This is a genomic window from Pedococcus bigeumensis (assembly GCF_039531795.1).
Classification (GTDB): Bacteria; Actinomycetota; Actinomycetes; order Actinomycetales; family Dermatophilaceae; genus Pedococcus; species Pedococcus bigeumensis.
Genome location: NZ_BAAAQS010000001.1, coordinates 1083681 through 1107035, shown reverse-complemented (window position 1 = coordinate 1107035; position 23355 = coordinate 1083681). Strand labels below are relative to the sequence as shown.

The following is a 23355-nucleotide window of genomic DNA, read 5'->3' as shown; positions in this document are numbered from 1 at the left end:
GGTGCTCGACGTCCCCTGGCTATCGAGGGGCCGCGGCGACGAGCTGCCTCAACCCTCCACCCGCTTCTTCAACGACTTGAGCGCGGTGTCGATGATGACCTTCTCGGCCTTGCGCTTGAGCATCCCGAGCATCGGGATCTTGACGTCGACGGCGAGGCGGTAGGTGACGGTCGTGGCCTCCTTGCCCTTGGCAGCCAAGGTGTAGGAGCCGTTCATCGCCTTGAGCACGGTGGCCTCGACCAGGCTCCAGGAGACCACCCCCGTGCCGTTGCGGGCGACGTCCCACTCGTAGTCGAGGGTGTAGGTGTCCTTGATCGCGCCGGCGTCGAGGGTGAACTGCACCTGGTCGGCCCAGCCGTCGCCCTCCTCGGTGAGGATGCTGACCGCCTTGACCTCGGTGGCCCACTCCGGGTAGCTCTCGAAGTCGGCGATGACGTCGAGGACTTCACCCGGCTTTGCGTCGATGTCGATGCTTGATTCGGTGCGGTCGGCCATGCGCCGAAGGCTACAACGCCGAGGCGCCGGACGACGGACCAGCACCTTCGAGGCGGTCCTTGAGTGCGTGCACGGCCCGCTTCCACCGCAGGGTGTGCCGGGTGGCCACGTCGCGGGGCGCGCGCGGTCCGCGATGGCCCCGGACGTAGTGGTGGACGACCACCCCGTCGCGGAAGGGTTCGAGCCAGACCTCCATCTCGCCGACGACCTGGCCGGTCACGGCCCAGCGCACACCCTTGAGCCCACGGTCGCGCGTCACCGTGGGGGCCAGGTGCGGCCAGACCTGCGCGACCCAGCCCCGGTCGTCCAGGCTCGCGCGCACGACCCCGGGCGACGCCCGGATGAAGGTCTCGTCGACGATGTCGATCCTGCGGTCGCGCACCGGACCAGTGTTCCGCACGTCCGGTCACGGTGTGACGGAGCCTTCAACACCGCGCTCTCCCGCGGCGCGCCTACTCACGGGTAGGCTGGGCCCACCGAGGCAGACCAGCCGTCGTCAAAGGAGACTCCGTGCAGGAACACGTCGCACCCCCACTCGTGCCGCCCACGACCGAGGGGAGCCTGGCCGACCTGCCGGCTCGCAACGCTGCGTCGGACCCCACCCGGGTGGCCTTCTCCCGCAAGGAGGGGAGCCGCTGGGTCGACGTGACCGCGGCCGAGTTCGACGAGGACGTGCGCGCCGTGGCAAAGGGTCTCATCGCCGAGGGGATCGCCCCCGGTGACCGGGTGGCCATCATGTGCAAGACGCGCTACGAGTGGACGCTCACCGACTTCGCGATCTGGACCGCCGGTGCCGTGACGGTCCCGATCTACGAGACCTCCTCCGCCGAGCAGGTCGCGTGGATCCTCACCGACTCGGGGGCCAAGGGCATCATGCTCGAGACCCCCGCCCACGCCGCGACCCTCGCCGAGGTCCGCGACCAGCTCCCGGAGCTCGAGCACGCCTGGCAGGTCGATGCCGGGGCGATCGCCGACCTCAAGGACGCCGGGGCCGGCGTGAGCGATGCCGACCTCGAGGCCGCCAAGAGTGGGCTCGACCGCTCGAGCATCGCCACGATCATCTACACGTCGGGCACCACCGGCCGCCCCAAGGGCGTCCAGCTGACCCACGACAACTTCCTGGCGCTGTCCGAGAACGCCATCACCAAGCTCAAGTCGGTGGTCAAGGCCGACGGCGCCTCGACCCTGCTCTTCCTCCCCCTGGCCCACGTCTTCGCGCGGTTCATCCAGGTCCTCTGTGTCACGGGCGAGGCCAAGATGGGCCACAGCGCCGACATCAAGAACCTGCTCGCGGACTTCGCCGAGTTCAAGCCGACCTTCATCCTCTCGGTGCCCCGCGTCTTCGAGAAGATCTACAACTCGGCCGAGGCCAAGGCGACCGCGGAGGGCAAGGGCAAGATCTTCGCGACGGCCGCCGACACGGCCATCGCCTGGTCGACCGCGCAGGACACCGGCGGCGCCGGCCTGGGCCTCAAGGTCCGGCACGGCATCTTCGACAAGCTGGTCTACGCCAAGCTGCGGGCCGCCATGGGTGGCCAGGTGATGTACGCCGTGTCCGGTGGCGCGCCGCTGGGCACCCGACTGGGCCACTTCTTCCGGGGCATCGGCGTGACCGTGCTCGAGGGTTACGGCCTGACCGAGACCACCGCACCAGCCACCGTGAACGTGCCCGACCGCGTGAAGATCGGCACCGTCGGGGCTCCCCTGCCCGGGGTGGGTATCCGGATCGCCGACGACGGCGAGATCCTGATCCGGGGCAACAACGTCTTCGCCGCCTACAACAACAACGCCGAGGCGACCTCCGGCGCGGTGCTCGACGGGTGGTTCCACACGGGCGACCTCGGCGAGCTCGACGAGGACGGCTACCTCAAGATCACCGGTCGCAAGAAGGAGCTCCTCGTCACCGCCGGTGGCAAGAACGTCGCCCCGGCTGCCCTGGAAGACCGGCTCCGGGCGCATCCCCTGATCTCCCAGTGCATCGTCGTCGGCGACCAGAAGCCGTTCATCGGCGCCCTGCTCACCCTCGACGAGGAGATGTACCCGGGCTGGGCCAAGAACAACGGGCTCTCGGGTGTCAGCTTCGACCAGGCCCGCACCAACGAGACCGTCCTCGCCGAGCTCCAGAAGGCCGTCGACGACGCCAACCGGTCGGTGTCCAAGGCCGAGTCGATCCGCAAGTTCGCGGTGCTGCCGGGTGACTTCACCGAGGAGAACGGCTACCTCACGCCGAGCCTGAAGCTCAAGCGGAACATCGTCATGAAGGACTTCCACGACGAGGTCGAGGCGCTCTACTCCGGCGCCAAGGAGTAACCCACCACTCGACAGGTCACGGTCAGCACTGACCCGTGGGGTCCTGGTCAGCACTGACCCGTAGGGTCTTGCCATGCGCGCTGCCCCCGGACCAACCGCCCGGTCGGTGGCGGGGTCGTTCGCCCTCCCGCTCGCGTGGCTGGTCTTCTTCACCGCGTTGCAGTGGAGCGTGGTGCGCTACCGCATCCCCATCGTGGCCGCCCTCACTGCGGCCACGCTGGCGCTGGCGCTCTGGCAGTGGGCCGGCTGGCGGGTCAGCCTACATCGACCGGCGGTGGTCCTGATGCTGGCCGGCTCGGCCCTGGCGACCCTTGCGGTGCCGCTGTTCAGCTACCTGGCCCCGACCGGCCTGGCGGTCGCGACCACGGTGTTCGTCGTGGTGCCGCTGGTCTGCGCGGTCCTGTTGTGTGCCAACAGCCTTCGCGCCCACTGGGGCGCCGGCGTCGTGGCCCTGACCGGGTATGCCGCGTGCGCGGCCGTGGCGATCACCTCCTCACCACGTCCCCGCATCGACGTCTGGGTGACGCTGCAGCAGGCCGCCGACGGGCTCGGCCGAGGGGAGAACTTCTATGCGATGAACTGGACCGGTTCCCCGGGCATCCAGGACGCGTTCACCTACCTGCCCTGGACCGCCGTCCTCCTCGCGCCCGGTCGCTGGCTGTTCGGTGACGTGCGGTGGGCACTCGCGTTCTGGACGCTGGTCGCGGTCGCCGGGGTCTGGATGCTGGCCAGCGGTGCGGCCACGCGGCATACCCGGGAAGCGTGGGTCTGGACCGCTGCAGCGGTCACCGGTCTGCTCGTCCTCGCCCCCGGCACGCTCACCCAGCTCGACCAGGCCTGGACCGAGCCCCTGCTGCTCGCGGGACTGGTGTGGTGGGCCGTGCTGGTCCAGCGGGACCGGGCCTGGTGGGCCGTCATCCCCCTGGCCCTGGCCTGCGCGAGCAAGCAGCACCTGGCCCTGCTGCTCCCCGTGCTGCTGTTGTGGCGCCCGTTCGGGTGGCGTCGGGCCGTGGCGACGGGGGCGCTGACCGGAGTGCTCATCGCTCCGTGGGTCCTCGCCAGCCCGCCCGACTTCGTCCACGACACGATCAGCCTGCTGGTCGGGTTCCACCCCATCAAGTTCGCCAACACGTTGTACCTGTTGGCGCTGAACACCTTCGGGGTGACCCTGCCCTTCGCCGTGACCGGGGTCGCGGTGCTCGGCACGCTCGCCGCCGTCTGCTGGACCGTCTGGCGCCGCCAGCCCGCCTTGGCCGACGTGCTCCGCTGGCTCGCGCTGGTGCTCCTGGTGGCGAACCTGGTCAACAAGCAGGCCTTCTACAACCAGTTCTGGCTCGTCGGGTCGCTCGTGGTCGTCTCGCTCGCCCTGGCCCCCTGGAGCCCCCGGAGCCCCCGGAGCCCCCGGAGCACCCGGAGCACCCGGAGCCACGGGAGCACCGAGAGCCGTCAGGACCGTGTCGCGGCTGCTGCCAGGACGGCGTCCACGAGCTCTTCGAGCACCACGGGGTAGACCGCCTCGCCGCGAGCCCGGTGCACTGCCGGGTCGATCCACGCCAGCTGGATGGTCGAGCGCAGCTCCAGCTCGGCGAAGCCCGCGGGATCGGCGTCGAACCGCTCGGTGACCCAGCCGTAGAACACCTGCTGCTGGACGATCGTGCGCCCCTCGAAGGAGAACGCGCCCTCGTCGTGGTGCACCGGCCCGACGAGGTCCTCGACGGCGATGGTGCGACCCGTCTCCTCCCAGACCTCACGGACCGCGGCCGCACGGTCGGACTCCCCCGGCTCGACGCCGCCACCGACGGTGTACCAGTAGGGGGCGTCCGGGTGGTGCGGGTCGAAACCCTCGATCATCAGGACGTGGCCGTCGCCGTCGACGACGACCACGCGGGCGGCTCGACGGCGCACCGGCTCCGGATCCGTCATCGGGCCAGGGCCCGCAGGTACGCGAGCCACTCCCGGGTGAACGCGGACTCGCTGGTGCCCAGCACCGACCGGAACGCCGCGGCGGCCGCCGCGTCGGGCTCCGGCGCTGTCGACGACGACGTGGAGGGAGCAGTGGCGACCGCGAGGTAGTAGCGCACCAGGGCCGTGCGGCCGTAGCGGTCGACGATGCGGTTCACGGCCAGCCAGGCCGCGTTGTAGCTCGGGGCGATGGTCGTGCGCGACGGGTCGAAGTCACCCGCGGTCGGCAGCGCCTTGGGACCGGTGCCGGCCCGCACCTTCGTCAGCAGGGCCGCCGCGACCTGTCTACGGGTCGCGCCCACGTCGCGGTAGCCGACGTAGTCGGCCATCCCCTCGGACAGCCACAGCGGGACCGGTCGGTCGGTCGTGGCCCGGATCGCGACGTGGGTCGCCTCGTGGGTCACGACGACCTGCTGACCCCGGCTCTCGAGGGTGGCGAAGGCCCCGGGGTTGACCACGACCCTGTCGGCCCCCGCGCGACCGCTGGCGTCCAACGGGCCGTCGGTGACGGCGGCGACCTGCGACACGGAGTCCCTGTCCTGGCCGACCTGATCGGCCATCTGGGACGCGGTGCGTGGCACGACGAGGACCAGGCGGCTGTTCCACGCGGCGGTCCAGACCGCGTCGACGCGCTTGACGGCGAGATTGCCGAGGGCGAGGTAGGGGCGCAGCCGGCTCGCCGGACCGCTGCCCATGACCAGCGTCGTCGGGCTGCGCACGACCGTGAACGCGGGAAGGTCCCAGGCCTGCACCTGGGTGCCTCCGTCGGTGTCGTCGACGAGCCGCCAGCCGGTCTCGCGACGCACGACGGTGAAGTACGACTCGAACTCACGGGAGGCCGTGTCGTAGCCGGCCAGGCTGTAGCGTCCGGTGACGCGGGAGACCCAGGCCTGCGGCCCGAGCTGGGCGACCCGGTCGGCCCCGAGCTCCGGAGCCGGCTCGGGGGTGCCGTAGGCGAAGGTGCCCAGGGGCAGCTTGGCGAGTGCGTCGTACTGGGCCAGCTGACGCAGCCCGAACCCCGATCCCGGGTCGTCCAGCGTCGCCGCGAAGGCCGCCCGGTCGTGGCCACGCACGGCCGCGGCGCGGGCGGACAGCAGCGCGGAGAGGGCGTCCTCCCGGGCGGTCGAGGGGTCGGGGGCGTCCTGCTGGGTGGCCCGCGAGGACGCTGAGGTCGCCGACGAGGGCCGGGTGGGCTCCTTCGCCCCGTCTGCGGAGCAGCCGGCCAGCAGCCCGACGACGAGGGCCGCCGCCGCGGCCACGGCAGGGGTCCGCAGGCCGCCACGTCGTCGAGGGGTCAGCCGGGTCATCCGGCCATCGTAGGGACGGCTCAGCCGACGGCGCGGATGTGCGCGGCCCAGGGCTCGCGGCGCGCGCTGGCCGAGGAGGCCTCGTGCGCGCTGACCAACCCGGCCTCGGCGAACCGCGTCACGGCGGCACGCTCGACGGCGTCGAGGGGCAGCTCGGCGCCCTGGGGCACGAGCATGGCCGTCACCATGCAGTCGGCGCAGTGCAGGTCGCGCACGGGGCAGCTCTGGCAGTCGATGATCATCGCGATCACCTCGCTCTCTGTCGGAGTACGTCTTGCGGGAGTGCTGTCGGGGTGCTGGTGCTGCCGGGGTTCGGGCCGGCTCCTGGAGACCGCGTCGTCGGACGTGACCTCCACTGACCACGACGCTAGGTGACGGCACTGACAACGCCGGCGACACGGCATACCGAGGGCGGTCCTCAGCGCGCACCAGCCACGGCTCCTGGCGACGGAACCCCCTGCGGCACAGGCGCGCCTGCCACGGGCTGTCACACCCGCGGCCTACCGTCTGGACCATGCAGACGGCCGGCGATCAGATGGTGCAGGGCACCTTCGACGACCTGGGCACGGCGCTGGCCGATGTCACGTTCGTCGTCGTCGACCTCGAGACCACGGGTGGCAGCCCGGCCGACTCGGCCATCACGGAGATCGGCGCCGTCAAGGTGCGTGGCGGCGAGGTCCTGGGCGAGTTCCAGACCCTCGTGAACCCCCACCTGCCGATCCCGCCGTTCATCCAGTCGCTGACCGGCATCACCACGGCGATGGTGGCCGACGCTCCGCGGATCGAGGCCGCCCTCCCCGCGTTCCTCGAGTTCGCGCGGGGAGCGGTGCTGGTCGCCCACAACGCCGGCTTCGACATCGGCTTCCTCAAGATGGCCGCCCGCCAGCAGGGCATCGAGTGGCCGCGCCACGCGGTGCTCGACACCGTCCACCTGGCCCGTCAGCTGGTCAGCCGCGACGAGGCCCGCAACCACAAGCTCTCCACCCTCGCCGCCCTGTTCGGCGCCGCCACGACGCCCGACCACCGCGCCCTGCACGACGCGCAGGCCACCGTCGACGTGCTCCACGCCCTCATCGGGCGGGTCGGCAGCCTGGGCGTCCACACGCTCGAGGAGCTCTCCAGCTACACCTCGCGGGTCAGCCCGGCGCAGCGGCGCAAGCGCTGGCTCGCCGACGGCCTGCCCGACCAGCCGGGGGTCTACCTCTTCAAGGACGGTGACGGCCGGGTCCTCTACGTCGGCACCTCGATCAACATCCGCACCCGGGTCCGCAGCTACTTCACGGCGTCCGAGCAGCGCACCAGGATGGCCGAGATGGTGCGGCTGGCCGAGTCCGTCACCCCCATCGTGTGCGCCACCACCCTGGAGGCCGAGGTGCGCGAGCTGCGCCTCATCGCCGAGCACAAGCCGCGCTACAACCGCCGCTCCAAGACCCCCGAGCGGGCCACCTGGGTCAAGCTGACGGTCGAGGCCTTCCCCCGGTTGTCGATCGTCCGCGAGGTCCGCGGTGACGGCGCGCGCTACATCGGTCCGTTCGGCAGCCGCGGCTCGGCCGAGGCGGCGGTGGCCGCGGTCCACGAGGTCATCCCCCTGCGCCAGTGCGTGCAGCGGCTCTCCCCCTCCCGTCCGGTGGGGTCGTGCGTGCTCGCCGACATGGGCCGGTGCGGGGCACCGTGCACCGGGGCCCAGAGCGTCCAGGAGTATGCCGCGGTCGTGCAGGACGCCGTGCACGCCCTCGCGGGCGACTCCCGTGCCGTGGTGACCGCCCTGCGCACCCGCATGGGGTCGCTGGCCGACCAGGAGCGCTTCGAGGACGCCGGCACCCTGCGTGACCGGATGCTCGCGCTGGTGCGTGGCATGGCCAGAGCCCAACGGATCGCGCCGCTCGCGGCCAGCCGCGAGATCGTCGCGGCCCGTGCCGCCACGGCCGGTGGCTGGGAGGTCATCGTGGTCCGGCACGGTCGCCTCGCCGCCAGCACCGTGTCACCGCGCGGCGCCGACCCGATGCCCTACGTCGATGCCGTCCGCACCAGTGCCGAGGTGGTCCTTCCCGCGCCATGGCCCTCGCCGGCGGCGATCCCCGAGGAGACCGAGAAGATCCTTCGCTGGCTCGAGACGCCCGGCGTGCGGATCGTCGACCTCGACGGCGAGTGGACCTGCCCGGTCGGTGGAGCCGGGGGGGCGCGGGCCGAGCTCGAGCCGCAGGTGGTGGCCCGCCACGCGGTGGCGGGTTTCGTCGCCGCGTCCTAGCCCACCGGAGGCCACCCCGCACCGCCCGCCGGCCGCCACCCCGCACCGAGGGCGGCGCGGGGCGTGGTGCCGGTCAGCGCTCGGCAGGCTGAGCCGGCGGCGTCAGCGCCACGGCCAGGTGGACCGCCATGAGCAACACCACGACCCCGGCCGCGAACCGCTCGCCCCCGAGACCGGCGAGACGGTAGTGGTCGGGACCCACGCACACGACGTGACCCCTGGACACCAAGGGATAGGGGCAGCCCGGCCTCGGATCAGCGGGGGTGCCGCCGGGCGCCAGCCGCAGTCCCGACCACGACGCGAGCAGACCCGCCAGGGCTGTCAGTGCCAGCACCATCCCGGTCGGTGAGGAGAGGGCCCCGGCAAGGAGGGGAGCGAGGGCGCCCCGGCGGACGCCGCGAGCTCGGCGCAGTCGGCTGCCCACCGCCACCTGGGCCGCCAGGAGCAGGAGCAGCGGCGGGACGACGAGCAGCGGGCTGGCGGGCAATGAACGAGGCCGGGTGAAGGTCCAGACCACGACACCCACCGACCCCAGCAGTCCCAGCGCGAGCGCACCAGGGAGCCAGCGCGGACGTCGCCGCTGGTCCGTCCCTGCCCCGACCTGCCCCATCCGCTCATGATGGAGCAGGAGAGCCGGCCACCCGCGCCGTTCGGGCAAGATCCTCCGCCAGATCCCACGGTGCAACCGCCGGGGGCGCCGATAGAGTGGCGTCGTGATCTCCGCCATCGTGCTCATCAACGCCAAGGTCGACCGCATCCCCGAAGTGGCCCAGGCCATCGCCGAGCTCGAGGGCGTCTCCGAGGTCTACTCGGTCGCCGGCGACGCCGACCTCATCGCGATGATCCGGGTCCGGGAGCACGAGCAGCTCAACGACGTCATCGCGGACCGTCTCAACAAGGTGGAGGGCGTCACGGGCACCAACACCCACATCGCCTTCCGCACCTACTCCACCCACGACCTCGAGGCGGCATTCAGCCTCGGCCTCGACGGCGACTGACCGCCGGAGCCACCGGGCTCCCGGAGCCGTCGCCCTCGGCCACTCGGCCGATCTGAGTAGCAACACGCATCCGCGACACCCCTCCTGACCAGCAGACTCGTCCCACCGAGCGCTGGAGCGCCCGCACCCTCCGGAGGACCGATGTCGCCCATCCCCTGCCCTGCCTGCAGCCGCTTCCTGCCCGAGTCGCCCACCTCGTGCCCGGGATGCCACCTCCCCCTCACCGGACCGAACGCCCAGCGGCTCTGGCAGGTCGACCAGACCCTGGCGACGCTGCAGCGCGAGCGGACCGGGCTGATCGCGGCCCTGCGCGCCGGCGAGGTCAGCACCGCCCCCGTCGCCGCCCACACCTTCGCCACGACTCCTGGGTCCGCAGCAGACGCGGCACCCCGCGCCGCCGAGGCGATGACCGGGCAGGGGCTGCAGGAGACCGCACCTCCCGCGGAGCCGCAGCGCGCCGCCACCGTGGCTCGCCGCACCTGGACCACCCAGCAGACGCTGCTGGCGATCGGGGTGCTGCTGGTCCTGGTGGCCGGGTCGATCGCGCTCGCGATCGCGTGGTTCCTCATCGGCATCGTGGGTCAGCTCCTGGTGATGGCCGGGTTCACCGCCGCGGCCACGGCGGCCTCGCTGGTCCTGTCCCGGCGCCGCCTGCCCAGCAGTGCCGAGGCCCTGGCCCTGGTCGCCGGTGGCCTCCTGCTCCTCGACGTGGCTGCAGCGCGCCGGTTCGGCCTGGCCGGCCTCGACTCGGTCGACGGACGCACCTACACCGCGGTCACCGGCCTGCTGGCCGCCGTCCTCCTCGCGGTCCTGCACCGCACCGACCGCAGGATCGCGGGCTTCGCGCTGCTCTCGCTGACCGCCGCCTCGCTCGGCTGGGCAGGCATCGTGGCCTTCGCCTCCAACGCCTCAGCCACCGCAGCCCTCGCGCTGGCCGGCGCAGTGCTGTTCGGTGTCCTGCACCTGGTCGTCCCTGCATCGTTCGGTCTGACCCGGCGCGCCGCCACCGGTCCCGCCGGGGGGTGGACTGCCTTCTCGGCCGTCGCCGCGGCCGTCGGGGCGCTCTCTGCCGGGCTCGACGCCCTGTCGCGCCCCACCGGTCCCCGCGTCGACGGGCCCGTGGTCGACCAGCTTCAGGCCGACGGCCTGGCCAGTGTTGCGCTCCTGGCGACCCTTGCCGTCGCGGGTGCTCTGCTCGTGCGACGCGTGGTCGCGGTCCGGGCCGCCCGGCTCGGCAGCCGGTCCGCCGTCCGCGTCGACTGGACCGGGCGGCCGCTGGCCGGCGACTGGCGCGCGCTCGGGGTGGTCGCCGTCGTGGCGACGGTGTCAGGTCCGACTGCGATCCTGGGGCTGGCACTGCAGCTGGGCGCCTTCTGGTCAGCCGGGCTCAGCCTCGTCGCAGCGGTGGTCGCCACCTGGCTCGCGGTCGCCCGCGCACGCACCACCTCGCTCGGCGTCGCCTGGGTCGAGGCCCAGGCCGGTGCGGTGCTCGGCGTGCTCGTGTTCGTCTGTGCCGTCGAGGGGTCCCGACCGGCGACGACCATCGCCCTGACCGCCACCGCGCTCGTGGCCGCGACGGCGGCGGTGCACCGACAGGCCTGGCGGGCGGCCGCCAGTGCCGTCGGGGCAGTCGCCACGGTGGGCGCAGCAGCGCTCAGCGGCTCGATGTTCACCGACGCCGCCTCGGTGCTCGCAGCCGCGGGCACGGGAGCGGCCGTCGTCGCCATCGCCTTGCTGCGTCGGGCCGAACCGGAGGAGGCGCCCCTGGCCGTCGTCGGCCACCTCACCCTCTTCGGCGCCCTGGCCGCGGCCCTGGCGGCGTCCCTGGCAGACGCAGTGGTGATCACCGTCCTCGTGCTCGTCGCGCTCACCGGGGCTGCCACCGCCGTCCTGCGTGCGCACCTGCGAGCCCTCGCCACCGGCACCACCGCGGTGGCGTCGGCCTGGGCGCTCTGGCTGGCCGGCGGTCTGGTCGGCCCCCGCTCGCAGTGGGTGGTGCTCGCCGCAGCCGCGTTCGGCCTGGCGGCGCTGGCGCAGTGGCGTCGGCAGCGCACCGAGGAGCTGGTCCTCGGCAGCGTGGCGGTCCTCGTCGCGGCCACTGCCGTGATGGTCGCCATGGAGCGGTCCTGGCCGCACGCCGCCTCGGTGGCCGCCGCGGCATACGGGCTCGTCGCAGTCGGGTATGCCGCCCTGCCGCACCGCCGCGGCGTCGTCACCCTCGGCGTCGTCGCGCTGACCGCCGCCGTGTGGCTGGAGCTCTGGGACGCCGACGTGGCCACCCTGGAGGCCTGGACCCTGCCGCTGGCCGGGTTGCTCCTCGCCGCGGGGCTGTGGTCGCACCGCGAGCTCGGCGACCGCTCGTGGCTCACGGCCGGACCCGGTCTGGCCGTCGCCCTCGTGCCGTCCGCCCTCTTCACCATGGTCGACGACGGCCTGGCCCGCCCGCTGGTCACCGTCGTCGCCGCCGTGGTCGTCCTGGTGCTCGGCGCGCTGCGCCGCTGGCAGGCCCTGGTGGTGCTGGGCGCAGGCACCGCCGCGGCGGTCGCGCTGACCCAGCTGCTGCCGTATGCCGTGCTGCTGCCCCGCTACCTCACCCTCGGGACGCTGGGCATCGCGCTCCTCGTCATCGGGGCCCGCTACGAGCAGCGTCGGGCCGACGCCCGGCAGGCCGTGAGCTGGTTGGCCTCCATGTCCTGACCCTCCTCCCCGACCACTGGCAACGGGGGTGGCACCCGCAGGTCGGAACCGCGCCGCCGAGCGCCTCGGATGGCCAGAAGTGGAGGCACGCCCATTGCCAGGCGGCGTACCTTCGCGTCATGGACGACCTCACCACCTTGTTTGCCAGGGCTGCCCGTGTGGCGGCCGACCACCGGGCGGCCGTGGCCGAGGCGCCTGTCGCGGCCCGTTCGTCCGCGCCGGAGCTGCGCCGGTCCGTCGACGTGACCCTGCACGACCGGCCGACCCCGGCCGGTCAGGTCCTCGACGAGCTGGTCGACACGTTCGGGCCGGGGCTGGTCGGCACCCCCGGCCCGCGCTTCTTCGGCTTCGTCATCGGCGGGGCGTTGCCGGCCGCGAGTGCTGCCGACATGGTCGCGGTCGGCTGGGACCAGTGCGCGTTCAACGCGACGCTCTCCCCCGCGGCGGCGGTCGCCGAGGACCTCGCGGGCGGCTGGCTGAAGGACCTGCTCGGGTTGCCGGGCGAGGCCACGGTCGGGTTCGTCACCGGAGCCCAGGGCGCCAACACCGTCAGCCTCGCGACCGCCCGTCACCACGTGCTCGCCGCGGCTGGCTGGGACGTCGAGCGCGATGGGCTGATCGGCGCCCCACGGGTGCGGGTCGTGGCGAGCGTCGAACGCCACGCGACCATCGACCGAGCGCTGCGGCTGATCGGCTTCGGGACGGCGGTCGTCGAGGAGGTGGCGACGGACGCCAACGGTGCCATCGACGTCGCCGACCTCGAGGCGGTGCTGGCCCGCTCGGAGCCGGGGCCGACGATCGTGTGCCTCCAGTCCGGCAACGTCAACACCGGCGCGTGCGACGACCTGCGGGCGGCCTGCGCGGTGGCTCGGCGGCACGGTGCCTGGGTGCACGTCGATGGCGCGTTCGGGCTCTGGGCGGGAGCGAGCCCGGCCCGGGCGCACCTGGTGGACGGCGTCGACCTCGCGGACTCGTGGTCGTGCGACGGGCACAAGTGGCTCAACGTGCCGTACGACTGCGGCTTCGCGATCTGCGCCCACGGCCAGGTGCACGCAGGGTCGCTGTCCTACACCGCGGCATACCTGACCGGACAGGGTGGGGCGACGCCGGCCATGGGCGATCTGGTGCCCGAATCCTCAAGGAGGGCAAGGGGATTCGTTGTGTGGGCGGCTCTGCGCGAGCTCGGACGCGATGGCGTGGCCGACCTCGTCGAACGCTGCTGCACGCTGGCCCGACGCTTCGCCGACGGTCTCGAGGCCGGTGGCGCAGAGGTCGTCAACGACGTGGTCCTCAACCAGGTGCTGGTCGGCTTCGGCAGCGACGAGCGCACCGACCGCATCGTCGACGGCGTCCAGCGCGAGGGCACCTGCTGGCTCGGCGCCACCACGTGGCACGGACGCCGGCTCATGCGTGTCTCCGTGTCGAACTGGTCGACGACCGAGGAGGACGTGGACCGCTCCGTCGCCGCGATCCTGCGGGTGGCCGCCCAGGACGCGGGCAGCTGACTGGCGACTGCTGGCTGCAACGGCCGACCGGCCGGCACCGGGTGGTGGTGCCGAGGTGTCAGGCCGGGGCGGGGCGCTGCGTCGCGACGGCCCACTGCTCGAGCTTCGCGGCGGCCGCACCCGAGTCGAGCGCTTCCTCGGCCAGGTCCATGCCGGCGCGCACGCCCGCAGCGAACGCCTCGTCGGTGGCGTCGTGAGCCGCCGGCTCCGCACCGCCTGGGACGTCGCGACCGGCCACCGCGAGCGCCAGGCCGGCGTTGAGCACCACCGCGTCACGCACCGCGCCGCGTTCGCCGCCGAAGAGGTCACGGGCGACCTGGGCGTTGTGCGCGGCGTCCGCGCCACGCAGCGCCTCGACGGGCTGCCGCTCGAGACCCACGTGCAGCGGGTCGAAGACGCGCTGGGTGACCGCGCCGTCCCGCACCCACCACACGGTCGAGGTCGTGCTCAGGGTCAGCTCGTCGAGCCCGTCGTCGCCACGGAAGACGGCCGCGTCCTTGCCACGACCGGCGAAGACCCCGGCGATGAGTGGCGCCATCCGCGGGTCGGCGACCCCCACGGCGGCGTAGGTGGGACGGGCCGGGTTGGTCAGCGGGCCGAGGACGTTGAAGGCGGTGCCGACGCCGAGGCCGCTGCGGGCCGCCGCGGCGTGCCGCATGGCCGGGTGGAAGGCCTGGGCGAAGCAGAACGTGATGCCCGCGTCGGCGGCCACCTGGGCCACCTGGGCCGGCGTGAGCGTGAGGTTGACGCCGAGCGCCTCCAGGACGTCGGCCGAGCCGGAGGCGGACGACGCCGCGCGGTTGCCGTGCTTGACGACCTTGACCCCGCTGGCGGCGATGACGACCGAGGCCATCGTCGAGATGTTGACCGTGTTGGAGCGGTCTGCGCCGGTGCCGACGATGTCGAGGCTCGGCCCCGGCACCTCGATCTGGTTGGCGTGGGCGAGCATGACGTCGGCCAGCCCGCGCAGCTCCTCGACCGTCTCGCCCTTGGACCGCAGCGCGACGAGGAAGCCGGCGACCTGGACCGGTGAGGCCTCGCCACCCATGATCTCGTTCATCGCCCAGGCGGCCTGGTCGGTGCTCAGGTGCTCACCGGCGATGAGCAGGGTGAGCAGGTCCGGCCAGCTGTGACCGGCCGGCTCGCGCGCGGTCACGGTCTCAGGACGCGCTGGGACGCCCGCCGCGACCCAGCTCGGCCACGGCCGAGGCCAGGGCGATCGGGTCGAGCGGGTGGGGGACGGCCAGGTCGGCGAGCGACCAGGTGGCCAGCCAGCCGTCCTGCGGGCGACCGGTCAGGACCAGGATCGGCGGGCAGGCGAAGATCTCGCTCTTGAGCTGGCGGCACAGGCCGAGCCCACCGGTCGGGGCGGCCTCGCCGTCGAGGATGAGGACGTCGAACGAGGCGTTCTCGACGGCCTCGATCACCGCCGCTGCCGTGGCGCACTCACGCCACGAGGAGACCTCGACGTCGCGCGCCGGACGACGACCCACGGTGACGCGGACGGCGTCCCGGGTGGTCTTGTCGTCGCTGTAGAGAAGCACCGAGATCCTGCGGGGCTCAGACCCTGCCTGGGACCCCGACGAGGTCGGGATGTCGGCGGCGGTCGCGTGCGAAGCGGTCATGGCGCAGATGCTACCGGTGCGGGGTTTCGGCGCGGTCACGCGCCCATCGGGGGGTCGACGGTGTGCCGAACTGGGAATGTGGCTAATCTGGCGCACGTGGCGACCGCATCTCCAGTGACCTCTGAACCCGCTCGCTCGGCCGGGAGCATCCCCGGCCACGGGCCGGTGTCCCGACCCAACATGGTGTCGGTTGGCACCATCGTCTGGCTCTCCAGCGAGCTGATGTTCTTCGCGGGCCTGTTCGCGATGTACTTCACGATCCGCTCGGTCGAGCCGCGCCTGTGGGACACCTCGACGGAGGTGCTCAACGTCCCGTTCGCCACCATCAACACGATCATCCTCGTGATCTCGTCGGTGTGGTGCCAGCTCGGCGTCCACGCGGCAGAGCACGGCAAGCCGCACCGCGGCGACGCCAGCGTCCTCGCGGTGAAGAGCTGGGGCATGCGTGAGTGGTACGTGCTGACCTACATCTTCGGCGCGATCTTCGTGTCGGGCCAGGTCCTCGAGTACTCCGAGCTCGTCCACGAGAACATCACGCTGTCGTCCACCGCCTACGGCTCGGTCTTCTACCTCACGACCGGTTTCCACGCCATGCACGTGACCGGCGGCCTCCTCGCCTTCCTGCTCATCATCGGCCGCACCTTCACCACCAGGCACTACAGCCACGCGCAGGCCGCGGGTGCTGTCGTGACCTCCTACTACTGGCACTTCGTCGACGTGGTGTGGATCGCGCTCTTCGCGACGATCTACCTGCTGAAGTGACCCGCACGATGCTCCACCAGCACCCTCAGCCAGCCCTGCCCACCTCCGTCGACAGGACCGCACCGTGAACGCCTTGGCCGCCCGCCGCCGACACCCGGCCGCGATCGCCCTGCTCCTGCTCCTGGGCCTGATCCTCACCGGGGTCGCCTACTCGGCCTTCGCTCCCAAGCAGGCCGACGCCGCCACCGCCGCTGCCAGCTCGGTCGAGGAGGGCAAGAAGCTCTTCCTGGCCAACTGCGCCACCTGCCACGGCCTGCAGGCCCAGGGCACCAAGGCCGGCCCCGCCCTCCCGGGCGTCGGCGCCGCCGCCGTGGACTTCCAGATGGGCACCGGGCGTATGCCGATGGCTGCCCCGAACGTGCAGGCGCCGCGCGCCGACAAGGTCCGCTTCACGCCGGAGCAGATCGCGGCCGTCGCCGCCTACGTCGCCTCGCTGGCCCCCGGCCCGGCCGTGCCCGACGCGGAGTACACCAGCGGTGAGGGAGGCGACGTCGCCCTCGGCGCCGAGCTGTTCCGCGTCAACTGCGCCATGTGCCACAACTTCGCCGGTTCGGGTGGCGCGCTCACCCGGGGCAAGTACGCCCCGTCCCTGCGCAACGTCGAGGGCAAGCACATCTACGAGGCCATGGTGTCCGGGCCCCAGTCGATGCCCGTCTTCAGCGACGACAACATCTCCCCCGACGCCAAGAACGACATCGTCGCCTACCTCCACGAGGTCGACAAGCAGGAGAACGTCGGCGGCATGGCCCTGGGCAACCTCGGCCCGGTCTCCGAAGGACTGTTCGTCTGGATCTTCGGCCTCGGCATCATGGTCGGCTTCGCCGTCTGGCTCGGCCGCAAGGCCGCGTGATGACTGCGTCACCATCGCTGGCCACAACGGCCCCGTGCGGCGACACTGGATCTGACCACCGCGACTCGACAGGATCGACGACACGATGAGCGAACACGACACGCCGCACGGCGAGGTCGTCGGCACCGGCGACGGCTACGGCTCCACCGCGGTACGCCTCGACCAGGGCCACGTCGAGGGCACCGGCGGGCTGCCGGCGCGCTTCGAGAACCCCGGCCTGCCGCCGCACGTGGCCCGCATGTCCGACCTCGACGAGAAGGGCGCCAAGCGCGCCGAGAAGCAGGTCGCGGCCCTCTTCGGGCTCTCCAGCCTGGGCACCGTCCTGTTCGTCCTGGCCTACTTCGTGATCGACCCCGAGAAGTCCGGCTTCATCCCCGGCATCGGCAACGCCAGCATCTACAACGTGGCCCTCGGGGTCACCATGGGGCTGGCCCTGCTCGGCTGCGGCGTCGGGGCCGTCCACTGGGCCAAGACCCTCATGCCCGACACCGAGTCGGTCGAGGAGCGGCACCCCCAGCGGGCCAGTGACGCCGACCGCCAGCGGGTCGTCACCAACCTCATGGAGGGTGGCGAGAAGGCCCAGCTCGGCCGTCGCCCCCTCATCAAGTTCTCGCTCGCCGGCGCGCTCGCGCTGCCGCCGATCGCGATCCTGCTGCCCCTCGTCGGCGGCCTGGGCCCGCTCCCCAAGGACCAGCTGTCGCGCACCATGTGGAAGAAGGGCGACCGGCTCGTCCGCGACCCCGAGCGCACGCCGATCCGCGCCGACCAGGTCACCATCGGCTCGGTCTTCCACGTGCTGCCCGAGTCGATCAAGGACTCCGAGCACGTCCTCGAGGACAAGGCCAAGGCCGCGGTCCTCCTGATGCGCCTGAACCCCGAGGACATCAAGCCCCAGAAGGAGCGCGACTGGGGCCACGAGGGCATCGTCGCCTACTCCAAGATCTGCACCCACGTGGGTTGCCCCGTCGGTCTGTACGAACAGCAGACCCACCACCTGCTCTGCCCCTGCCACCAGTCGACGTTCGACGTGACGCAGGACTGCAAGGTCATCTTCGGCCCGGCCAAGCGCCCCTTGCCGCAGCTGAAGATCACCGTCGATTCCGAGGGTTACCTGGTGGCCGACGCCCCGTTCCGTGAGGCTGTCGGTCCGAGTTTCTGGGAGCGTGGTTCCGCATGAGCAGCAACGGACACACCGGGTCAGCCGACCCGATCGATCGTCTGCGCAAGGACGACGTCACGCCCGAGGCGCCCACCCCCGGCGGCCTGAAGGCCGTCGGCGGGGTCGCCGGGTGGCTCGACGACCGCACCGGTGCCGCCAAGCCGGTGGGCTACCTCATGAAGAAGGTCTTCCCCGAGCACTGGTCCTTCATGCTTGGCGAAGTCGCCATGTACTCCATGATCATCTGCCTGCTCTCGGGCACGTTCCTCACCTTCTGGTTCGTCCCGAGCGCCGGCCAGGTCGTCTACGACGGCTCCTACCTGCCGCTGCGTGGCATCACGATGTCCGAGGCGTTCCGCTCCACCGTCGACATCTCGTTCGACATCCGCGGCGGCCTCCTGATCCGCCAGATCCACCACTGGGCCGCGCTGATGTTCATCGTGGCGCTGTCGGTCCACATGCTCCGCGTCTTCTTCACCGGCGCCTTCCGCAAGCCGCGCGAGATCAACTGGGTGATCGGCTGCATCCTGTCGATGCTGGCGCTGATCGAGGGCTTCGCGGGCTACTCGCTCCCGGACGACCTGCTGTCCGGCACCGGCCTGCGCGCCGCTGAGGGCTTCATGCGCTCGGTGCCCGTGCTCGGGTCCTACCTGTCGTTCGCGCTCTTCGACGGACCGTTCCCCGGCGAGGCGATCATCCCCCGCCTGTTCTCGGTCCACGTCCTGCTGCTCCCGGCGATCCTGGTCGGCCTGTTCACCGCCCACATCGGGCTGGTCTTCGTGCACAAGCACACCCAGTTCCCCGGGCCGGGTCGCACCAACGACAACGTCGTCGGCTTCCCGGTGATGCCGGTCTACGCCGCGAAGGCCGGTGGCTTCTTCTTCATCGTCTTCGGGGTCATCGCCCTCATCTCGGGCCTGGTCACGATCAACCCGATCTGGGCCTACGGACCCTACGACCCGTCTCCCGTGACAGCCGGCTCCCAGCCCGACTGGTACATGGGCTTCGCCGACGGAGCGCTACGCCTCCTGCCCGGCTGGCTGGAGTTCACGGCGTTCGGGTTCACCTTCTCGTTCAACGTCATGATCGGCGCCATCCTGCTCATCCCCGTGATGTACGGGCTGATGGCCGTCTACCCGTTCCTGGAGAAGTGGGTGACCGGCGACAACCGCGAGCACCACCTGCTCGACCGGCCGCGCAACAACCCCACTCGCACGGGTCTGGGGATGGCTGGGCTGACGGCCTACGGCGTGCTCATGTTCGCCGCGGGCAACGACCTGATGGCGATCAAGCTGCACCTGTCCATCAACGACATCACCCACATCCTGCGGGCGGCGTTCTTCATCGCTCCCCCGATCGTGTTCTGGGTGACCAAGCGGATCTGCCTGTCGCTGCAGCGCAAGGACCGTGACCTGGTGCTGCACGGCCGGGAGACCGGTCGCATCATCCGGACCGCGGACGGGAAGTTCTTCGAGCAGCACGAGCCGCTCGACGAGTTCACCCGCTGGAACCTCGTGCAGCACGACCCCCACGAGGTGCTCACCCTCGAGCGGGCGACCGACGAGCACGGGGTGGCCTCCCCCACCGCACGCAAGGACAAGGCCCGCTCGGCGCTGTCCCGGTTCTACTTCACCGACTCGATCAACCCGGTCACCCCGGCCGAGCTCGCGGCGGCCCACCACGACGGTCACGGGCACGAGTCCCTCGGAGCGATCGAGGCGGGCAGCGACGAGAGCCGCCCCGCCCTCGAGAGCGCCCACAGGGAGCCCCCCAAGCGTCCCTGAGGCACGAGCTGGTCCCGAGACGCCCCGGAGGTCCCTCCGGGGCGTCTCGGGCTCCCAGGGCCGCGCGTGGCAGGCTGGGCCCCGTGGTGGAGATGGACGCGGCGGAGTTCGAGCAGGCGGTGGGCGATGCGTTGGACGCCGTCCCGCCTGAGCTGATGAGGCTGCTCGACAACGTGGTCTTCTTCGTCGAGGCCGAGCCCCCGTCCAGCGACCCGGACCTGCTCGGGGTCTACGACGGCACGCCCCTCACCGAGCGCGGTGACGCGTGGGCGGGGGCGCTCCCCGACCGGATCACCATCTTCCGCGGTCCGCTGACCCGGATGTGCGAGGACCGTGAGGACCTGCTCGACGAGATCGCCGTGACCGTGGTCCACGAGATCGCCCACCACTTCGGCATCGACGACGAGCGCCTGCACGCGCTCGGCTGGGGCTGAGCCGAGCCAGGCGGGGCGGGGCTGCCCAGGGAGTCGGCGTCAGGGCAGCGGCAGGTCGAACGCCACGGCCATCGACCTGGCGGTCTGCGCGCGTCCGAGCGGCGTGGTGCGCGTGACCTCGGCGTAGAGCCGGGTCAGCGAGTAGTGGTCGAGTCTGGCCGTCACCACCCGGTGTTGCTGGCTGGGGTGGGCCACCACGGTGAGCACCCGGTTGCCGGCCGTCTTGTCGTCCTCGTCGGCGGTGAGCACGACGGCGAGCCGTCCTGACCTCCAGTCGGGGCCGGCCTCGATCCTCGTCATCCACCCCTGGAACCACCGGTCCGCCGTCGCCAGGCTGCAGTTGTGGGCGTCGTGGCACAGGTCGGGGACGACCATCGCGGCGTTCGGGAGGGTGCCCGCGTCGACCGCGGGCCCCAGCGCCGACACCGGCAGGTCGTGCTTGCGGCACAGCGCCCGCTCCTGCGAGAAGTAGGCCCAGGGGTTGTGCTTGACCGCATACCGCCCGCTGGACACCAGGCCGCAGTTGACGGGCATCGCGTCGGCGTAGACCGCCGCCGTCCGGCCGGCTGCGATCGCCCGGCCGAACACCGTGGGGCCACCCACGGGGACCTCGGCCGGGGGCTTGTCCGTCGTGACGCCGTGGGTGCTGCCCGACGCGATCGCGAGGTAGTTCGGCAGGGACGGGTGGGTCACCCCGAAGTAGCTGGTCGCGTAGCCGTAGGTCCTCGCGAGCCGGTAGGTGTAGGGCATCTGCGCACGCATCTGCGCCAGCGAGTGGTTCTCCACGACGAACACGATCAGCTTGCTGACCGGCAGACGCCCTCCGCCCGACCCCATCGCCGACGACGCGCTGGAGCTCGTGGCGGTGGTGACCGTGGCGGCCCCGGTCGTCGTGCTCGTCGCCGGACCTGCCGTGGTGGTCGACGTGGTGGTCGACGTGGCGGTGGTCGTACCCGCGCCGCTGGCCGCTGCAGGCGCCGACGAGCCCGAGCACCCGATGAGGGCCAGCACGGCCAGCGCCGAACCGGTCAGGAGCAGGCTGGCGCGGTGCGTCCTCGAGCGACCACGCACCAGGCGACCAGCCATGGGGCGACGGTCCAGCGGGCGACGGACCAGCGGGCTACGACTCGGCGACACCGCGCTCCCTTCGAGGGCTCGGCCGGCTCGGCTCAGACGAGGGCGCTCTGGGCCTTCCACTTCGCGAAGGAATACTGCCAGACACCGATGCCCTCGGTCGGCAGGAACGGACGGTTGGAGCCGATGAAGTTGACGACGTCGCCCACCTTGGAGTTCTCGAACATCCACTTGGCGTTGGCCGGTGACATGTTCACGCAGCCGTGGCTGACGTTGGCGTTGCCCTGGGCGCCCACCGACCACGGGGCGGAGTGGAGGTACTCACCGGTCCAGGTGACCCGGAGGTTCCAGTCCGTCTCCTCCTTGTAGTAGCCGGGCTTGCCCTTGGGGATGCCGATGGTCGTCGAGTCCATCGTGACGTGGCCCTCCTTGCGGATGATCACCTTGGTCCCCGACCGGGTCTCGGTCGTCGCGCCCGGGCGCCCGGTGCTGACCGGGATCACCTTGATGACCTGACCACCACGACGGACCGTCATCTGGTGACCCTTGATGTCGACCGTGGAGATCATCGACGAGCCCACGGTGAAGCTCGCGCTGTCGTCGTTGCCCACCCACTTGTCCTCGCCGGTCTGGACGCCGGTCAGCGAGGCCGTGACGGTGACCGTGGTGCCTGGCTTCCAGTAGTTCGCGGGGCGCCACATGAGCTGCCGGTTGTCGAGCCAGCCCCAGGCACCTGCCTGCTTGGGCGAGGTGGTGACCGTGACCCGCTTCTCGACCTCGGCGCGCATCTTCGCGCTGGTGACCGCCGAGTCGAACTGGATGCTGGCCGGCATACCGACGCCCACGGTCGCGCCGGAGTTGAGGATGCCGTAGGTCGCGATGACCTTGGGCTTGAGGGTGGTGAAGGTCGAGGTGGTCGTGGAGGGCGTGCCGTCCTCACCGGTGGCTTTGGCGCTGACCGTGTATGCCGCGCTGGGAGCAAGCAGTCCGCTGGACTTCCAGGTGCCGTCGTCGCCCAGCTTGCCGGCGACCTTGCGGCCCTTGGCGTCGGTGACGGTGACGTCGCCGAGGGTCCCGGTCGTGGCCGAGACCACCACCGGCTCGGTCGGCAGCACGTCCGTCGCGCCCTTGGCCGGCGTGATGGTCAGCTCGGCCGGCGTCGGGGTCGCCGAGGACGAGGACGAGGAGGACGAGGAGCGGGAGCCGGCGACGTTGTCGGTCGACGGGCTGTCGACGCTGCCCGAGCAGCCGGCCACCAGGGCCAGGCCCGCGACCACAGCCGCAGCCACGGCCAGTCGTGCCCCTTGAGTCCTACCCACCACGTGTACTCCTGTGCTCTGCGCCACCTGGCGCCCTGTGCGTGAACTGTACGTGTCGCGTCCTCGGCCACAGCCGCAGGACCCGCCCGACGATGGCCGTCATCCCGGCAGACGCCGGACAGGCCTGAATGGTTGGCTATGCAACTGTGTCTGGCCGGGCGGTCACGAACTCGCGCCAGGCCCCCTGAGCCCGAGCCCCTGAAGAGCCCGACGGCCCGCCCCTGCGCGGACCGGGGCCCAGTCTACCTGTTCGACGGTGATGCCCCCGACACCACGATGCTGCAACCCAGGACACGCAACCGGGCACCAATGCAGGCAAAGCCGACCTACCTGCGGGTAAGTCTGGCGAATGACCGGACGCAGGACGGCCGGGCGCGACCCGCGGAGGTCACACCCGGCCGAAGGAGCCGTCCCGCCGTGCTCAGACGGCGTGCGGGCCCTTGAAGTACTCGAACGTCCAACCCACGAGGGCGACCACGCCGAACGTGGCGCCGATGATGAACAGCCACCAGCCGACCGCCAGGCCGAGGAAGCAGAGCGCCGCCGCACCGGCCAGCGGCAGGGGCCACCAGGAGTGCGGGCTGAAGAAGCCGTACTCGCCCTCCTGCTCGGCGATCTCCCCACCCGGGTTGTCCTCCGGGCGCTCGGGCAACCGGCGCGCCGTGGCCCACAGGTAGAACGCGATCATCGCGCCCAGCCCTGCGGACAGGAACAGACCGGCCGGGCCGACCGGCTCCTTCCAGTCCGTGAAGATGCCGTAGGCGAGCCCGACGGGGGCGAAGAAGGCCGCCAGGACGATGAAGAGCTTGTACTCGATCTTCACGGG

Annotated in this window: 22 protein-coding genes; 11 read left to right on the top strand and 11 right to left on the bottom strand. The window is 71.8% G+C overall.

Annotation, left to right across the window (positions count from 1 at the left end; all coding sequences use genetic code 11):
* Positions 1-48: 48 nt before the first annotated feature.
* Both ABD262_RS05310 and ABD262_RS05305 read right to left on the bottom strand, forming a co-directional pair.
* Entirely contained in the window at positions 49-495 is a 447-nt protein-coding gene (locus ABD262_RS05310) for an SRPBCC family protein (protein WP_344132239.1), read from the bottom strand.
* A gap of 10 nt (positions 496-505) precedes the next feature.
* Positions 506-877, bottom strand: a complete 372-nt coding sequence (locus ABD262_RS05305; protein WP_344132236.1) for a hypothetical protein — start codon at positions 875-877, stop codon at positions 506-508.
* 128 nt (positions 878-1005) lie between these two features.
* On the opposite strand from ABD262_RS05305, the gene ABD262_RS05300 reads away from it, so the two are divergent.
* Positions 1006-2805, top strand: coding sequence for an AMP-dependent synthetase/ligase (locus ABD262_RS05300; protein ID WP_344132233.1), 1800 nt, complete (start codon positions 1006-1008; stop codon positions 2803-2805).
* Between the two features lie 73 nt (positions 2806-2878).
* The gene (locus ABD262_RS05295; RefSeq protein ID WP_344132229.1) at positions 2879-4315 is read left to right on the top strand and encodes a glycosyltransferase family 87 protein; all 1437 of its coding nucleotides are present in this window, start codon (positions 2879-2881) and stop codon (positions 4313-4315) included.
* On the opposite strand, the gene ABD262_RS05290 is transcribed toward ABD262_RS05295, so the two are convergent.
* The 3 genes from ABD262_RS05290 to ABD262_RS05280 are packed head-to-tail and all read right to left on the bottom strand — an operon-like array spanning position 4252 to position 6316.
* A complete protein-coding gene (locus ABD262_RS05290) occupies positions 4252-4728 on the bottom strand; it encodes an NUDIX hydrolase (protein WP_344132226.1) in 477 nt (158 codons plus the stop codon). The two genes, ABD262_RS05295 and ABD262_RS05290, sit on opposite strands and share 64 nt — an antisense overlap.
* Positions 4725-6074, bottom strand: coding sequence for a hypothetical protein (locus ABD262_RS05285; protein WP_344132223.1), 1350 nt, complete (start codon positions 6072-6074; stop codon positions 4725-4727). The genes ABD262_RS05290 and ABD262_RS05285 overlap by 4 nt, the downstream gene beginning before the upstream one ends.
* Before the next feature lie 20 nt (positions 6075-6094).
* Positions 6095-6316, bottom strand: coding sequence for a hypothetical protein (locus tag ABD262_RS05280; RefSeq protein ID WP_344134537.1), 222 nt, complete (start codon positions 6314-6316; stop codon positions 6095-6097).
* Between the two features lie 272 nt (positions 6317-6588).
* Here ABD262_RS05280 and ABD262_RS05275 point away from each other — a divergent pair, with 272 nt between their 5' ends.
* Complete coding sequence (locus tag ABD262_RS05275; protein ID WP_344132220.1) at positions 6589-8322, top strand: DEDD exonuclease domain-containing protein; 1734 nt, start codon at positions 6589-6591, stop codon at positions 8320-8322.
* Between the two features lie 73 nt (positions 8323-8395).
* On the opposite strand, the gene ABD262_RS05270 is transcribed toward ABD262_RS05275, so the two are convergent.
* Positions 8396-8932 (bottom strand): hypothetical protein, encoded by a 537-nt coding sequence (locus ABD262_RS05270; protein WP_344132217.1) that lies wholly within the window; start codon positions 8930-8932, stop codon positions 8396-8398.
* A gap of 103 nt (positions 8933-9035) precedes the next feature.
* Between ABD262_RS05270 and ABD262_RS05265 the strand changes: the two genes are divergently transcribed.
* The 3 genes from ABD262_RS05265 (at position 9036) to ABD262_RS05255 (ending at position 13522) form a co-directional block, all read left to right on the top strand.
* Positions 9036-9320, top strand: a complete 285-nt coding sequence (locus tag ABD262_RS05265; RefSeq protein WP_056920752.1) for an Lrp/AsnC family transcriptional regulator — start codon at positions 9036-9038, stop codon at positions 9318-9320.
* 141 nt (positions 9321-9461) lie between these two features.
* The gene (locus ABD262_RS05260; RefSeq protein WP_344132213.1) at positions 9462-12017 is read left to right on the top strand and encodes an SCO7613 C-terminal domain-containing membrane protein; all 2556 of its coding nucleotides are present in this window, start codon (positions 9462-9464) and stop codon (positions 12015-12017) included.
* 119 nt (positions 12018-12136) lie between these two features.
* On the top strand, positions 12137-13522 hold the full coding sequence (locus tag ABD262_RS05255) for a pyridoxal phosphate-dependent decarboxylase family protein (RefSeq protein ID WP_344132210.1): 1386 nt from the start codon (positions 12137-12139) through the stop codon (positions 13520-13522).
* Positions 13523-13580: 58 nt separating this feature from the next.
* Here the strand turns inward: ABD262_RS05255 and trpD are convergent, their stop codons facing one another.
* Together trpD and ABD262_RS05245 are read right to left on the bottom strand one after the other, a co-directional pair.
* Complete coding sequence (gene trpD, locus ABD262_RS05250; protein ID WP_344132208.1) at positions 13581-14678, bottom strand: anthranilate phosphoribosyltransferase; 1098 nt, start codon at positions 14676-14678, stop codon at positions 13581-13583.
* Between the two features lie 4 nt (positions 14679-14682).
* Complete coding sequence (locus ABD262_RS05245) at positions 14683-15147, bottom strand: response regulator (protein ID WP_344132206.1); 465 nt, start codon at positions 15145-15147, stop codon at positions 14683-14685.
* A 114-nt stretch (positions 15148-15261) separates the two neighbouring features.
* On the opposite strand from ABD262_RS05245, the gene ctaE reads away from it, so the two are divergent.
* The 5 genes from ctaE to ABD262_RS05220 all read left to right on the top strand — a co-directional run bounded on the left by ctaE (position 15262) and on the right by ABD262_RS05220 (position 20136).
* Positions 15262-15909 carry an aa3-type cytochrome oxidase subunit III gene (gene ctaE, locus ABD262_RS05240; RefSeq protein WP_486352069.1) on the top strand — a complete coding sequence of 216 codons (648 nt, stop codon included), beginning with the start codon at positions 15262-15264 and terminating at the stop codon, positions 15907-15909.
* Positions 15910-15973: 64 nt separating this feature from the next.
* The gene (gene qcrC, locus ABD262_RS05235; RefSeq protein WP_344132203.1) at positions 15974-16759 is read left to right on the top strand and encodes a cytochrome bc1 complex diheme cytochrome c subunit; all 786 of its coding nucleotides are present in this window, start codon (positions 15974-15976) and stop codon (positions 16757-16759) included.
* Positions 16760-16844: 85 nt separating this feature from the next.
* A complete protein-coding gene (gene qcrA / locus ABD262_RS05230) occupies positions 16845-17936 on the top strand; it encodes a cytochrome bc1 complex Rieske iron-sulfur subunit (RefSeq protein ID WP_344132201.1) in 1092 nt (363 codons plus the stop codon).
* A complete protein-coding gene (gene qcrB, locus ABD262_RS05225; protein ID WP_344132198.1) occupies positions 17933-19702 on the top strand; it encodes a cytochrome bc1 complex cytochrome b subunit in 1770 nt (589 codons plus the stop codon). Before qcrA ends, qcrB begins: the two co-directional genes overlap by 4 nt.
* A gap of 92 nt (positions 19703-19794) precedes the next feature.
* Positions 19795-20136, top strand: coding sequence for a metallopeptidase family protein (locus ABD262_RS05220; protein ID WP_344134531.1), 342 nt, complete (start codon positions 19795-19797; stop codon positions 20134-20136).
* A 39-nt stretch (positions 20137-20175) separates the two neighbouring features.
* On the opposite strand, the gene ABD262_RS05215 is transcribed toward ABD262_RS05220, so the two are convergent.
* The 3 genes from ABD262_RS05215 to ABD262_RS05205 all read right to left on the bottom strand — a co-directional run bounded on the left by ABD262_RS05215 (position 20176) and on the right by ABD262_RS05205 (position 23352).
* Positions 20176-21222, bottom strand: a complete 1047-nt coding sequence (locus ABD262_RS05215; protein ID WP_344132195.1) for an alkaline phosphatase family protein — start codon at positions 21220-21222, stop codon at positions 20176-20178.
* 83 nt (positions 21223-21305) lie between these two features.
* Positions 21306-22499: a L,D-transpeptidase gene (locus ABD262_RS05210; protein ID WP_344132192.1), complete on the bottom strand. Its 1194-nt coding sequence runs from the start codon at positions 22497-22499 to the stop codon at positions 21306-21308.
* A 451-nt stretch (positions 22500-22950) separates the two neighbouring features.
* Complete coding sequence (locus tag ABD262_RS05205) at positions 22951-23352, bottom strand: cytochrome c oxidase subunit 4 (protein ID WP_344132189.1); 402 nt, start codon at positions 23350-23352, stop codon at positions 22951-22953.
* Positions 23353-23355: the final 3 nt, after the last annotated feature.

Coding starts and splice junctions, on each gene's coding strand:
- ABD262_RS05310 (WP_344132239.1), bottom strand. CDS start 495: ATGGCCGACCGCACCGAATCAAGCATCGACATCGACGCAAAGCCGGGT.
- ABD262_RS05295 (WP_344132229.1), top strand. CDS start 2,879: ATGCGCGCTGCCCCCGGACCAACCGCCCGGTCGGTGGCGGGGTCGTTC.
- ABD262_RS05290 (WP_344132226.1), bottom strand. CDS start 4,728: ATGACGGATCCGGAGCCGGTGCGCCGTCGAGCCGCCCGCGTGGTCGTC.
- ABD262_RS05285 (WP_344132223.1), bottom strand. CDS start 6,074: ATGACCCGGCTGACCCCTCGACGACGTGGCGGCCTGCGGACCCCTGCC.
- ABD262_RS05280 (WP_344134537.1), bottom strand. CDS start 6,316: ATGATCATCGACTGCCAGAGCTGCCCCGTGCGCGACCTGCACTGCGCC.
- ABD262_RS05275 (WP_344132220.1), top strand. CDS start 6,589: ATGCAGACGGCCGGCGATCAGATGGTGCAGGGCACCTTCGACGACCTG.
- ABD262_RS05270 (WP_344132217.1), bottom strand. CDS start 8,932: ATGGGGCAGGTCGGGGCAGGGACGGACCAGCGGCGACGTCCGCGCTGG.
- ABD262_RS05260 (WP_344132213.1), top strand. CDS start 9,462: ATGTCGCCCATCCCCTGCCCTGCCTGCAGCCGCTTCCTGCCCGAGTCG.
- ABD262_RS05255 (WP_344132210.1), top strand. CDS start 12,137: ATGGACGACCTCACCACCTTGTTTGCCAGGGCTGCCCGTGTGGCGGCC.
- ABD262_RS05245 (WP_344132206.1), bottom strand. CDS start 15,147: ATGACCGCTTCGCACGCGACCGCCGCCGACATCCCGACCTCGTCGGGG.
- qcrA (WP_344132201.1), top strand. CDS start 16,845: ATGAGCGAACACGACACGCCGCACGGCGAGGTCGTCGGCACCGGCGAC.
- qcrB (WP_344132198.1), top strand. CDS start 17,933: ATGAGCAGCAACGGACACACCGGGTCAGCCGACCCGATCGATCGTCTG.
- ABD262_RS05220 (WP_344134531.1), top strand. CDS start 19,795: ATGGACGCGGCGGAGTTCGAGCAGGCGGTGGGCGATGCGTTGGACGCC.
- ABD262_RS05215 (WP_344132195.1), bottom strand. CDS start 21,222: ATGGCTGGTCGCCTGGTGCGTGGTCGCTCGAGGACGCACCGCGCCAGC.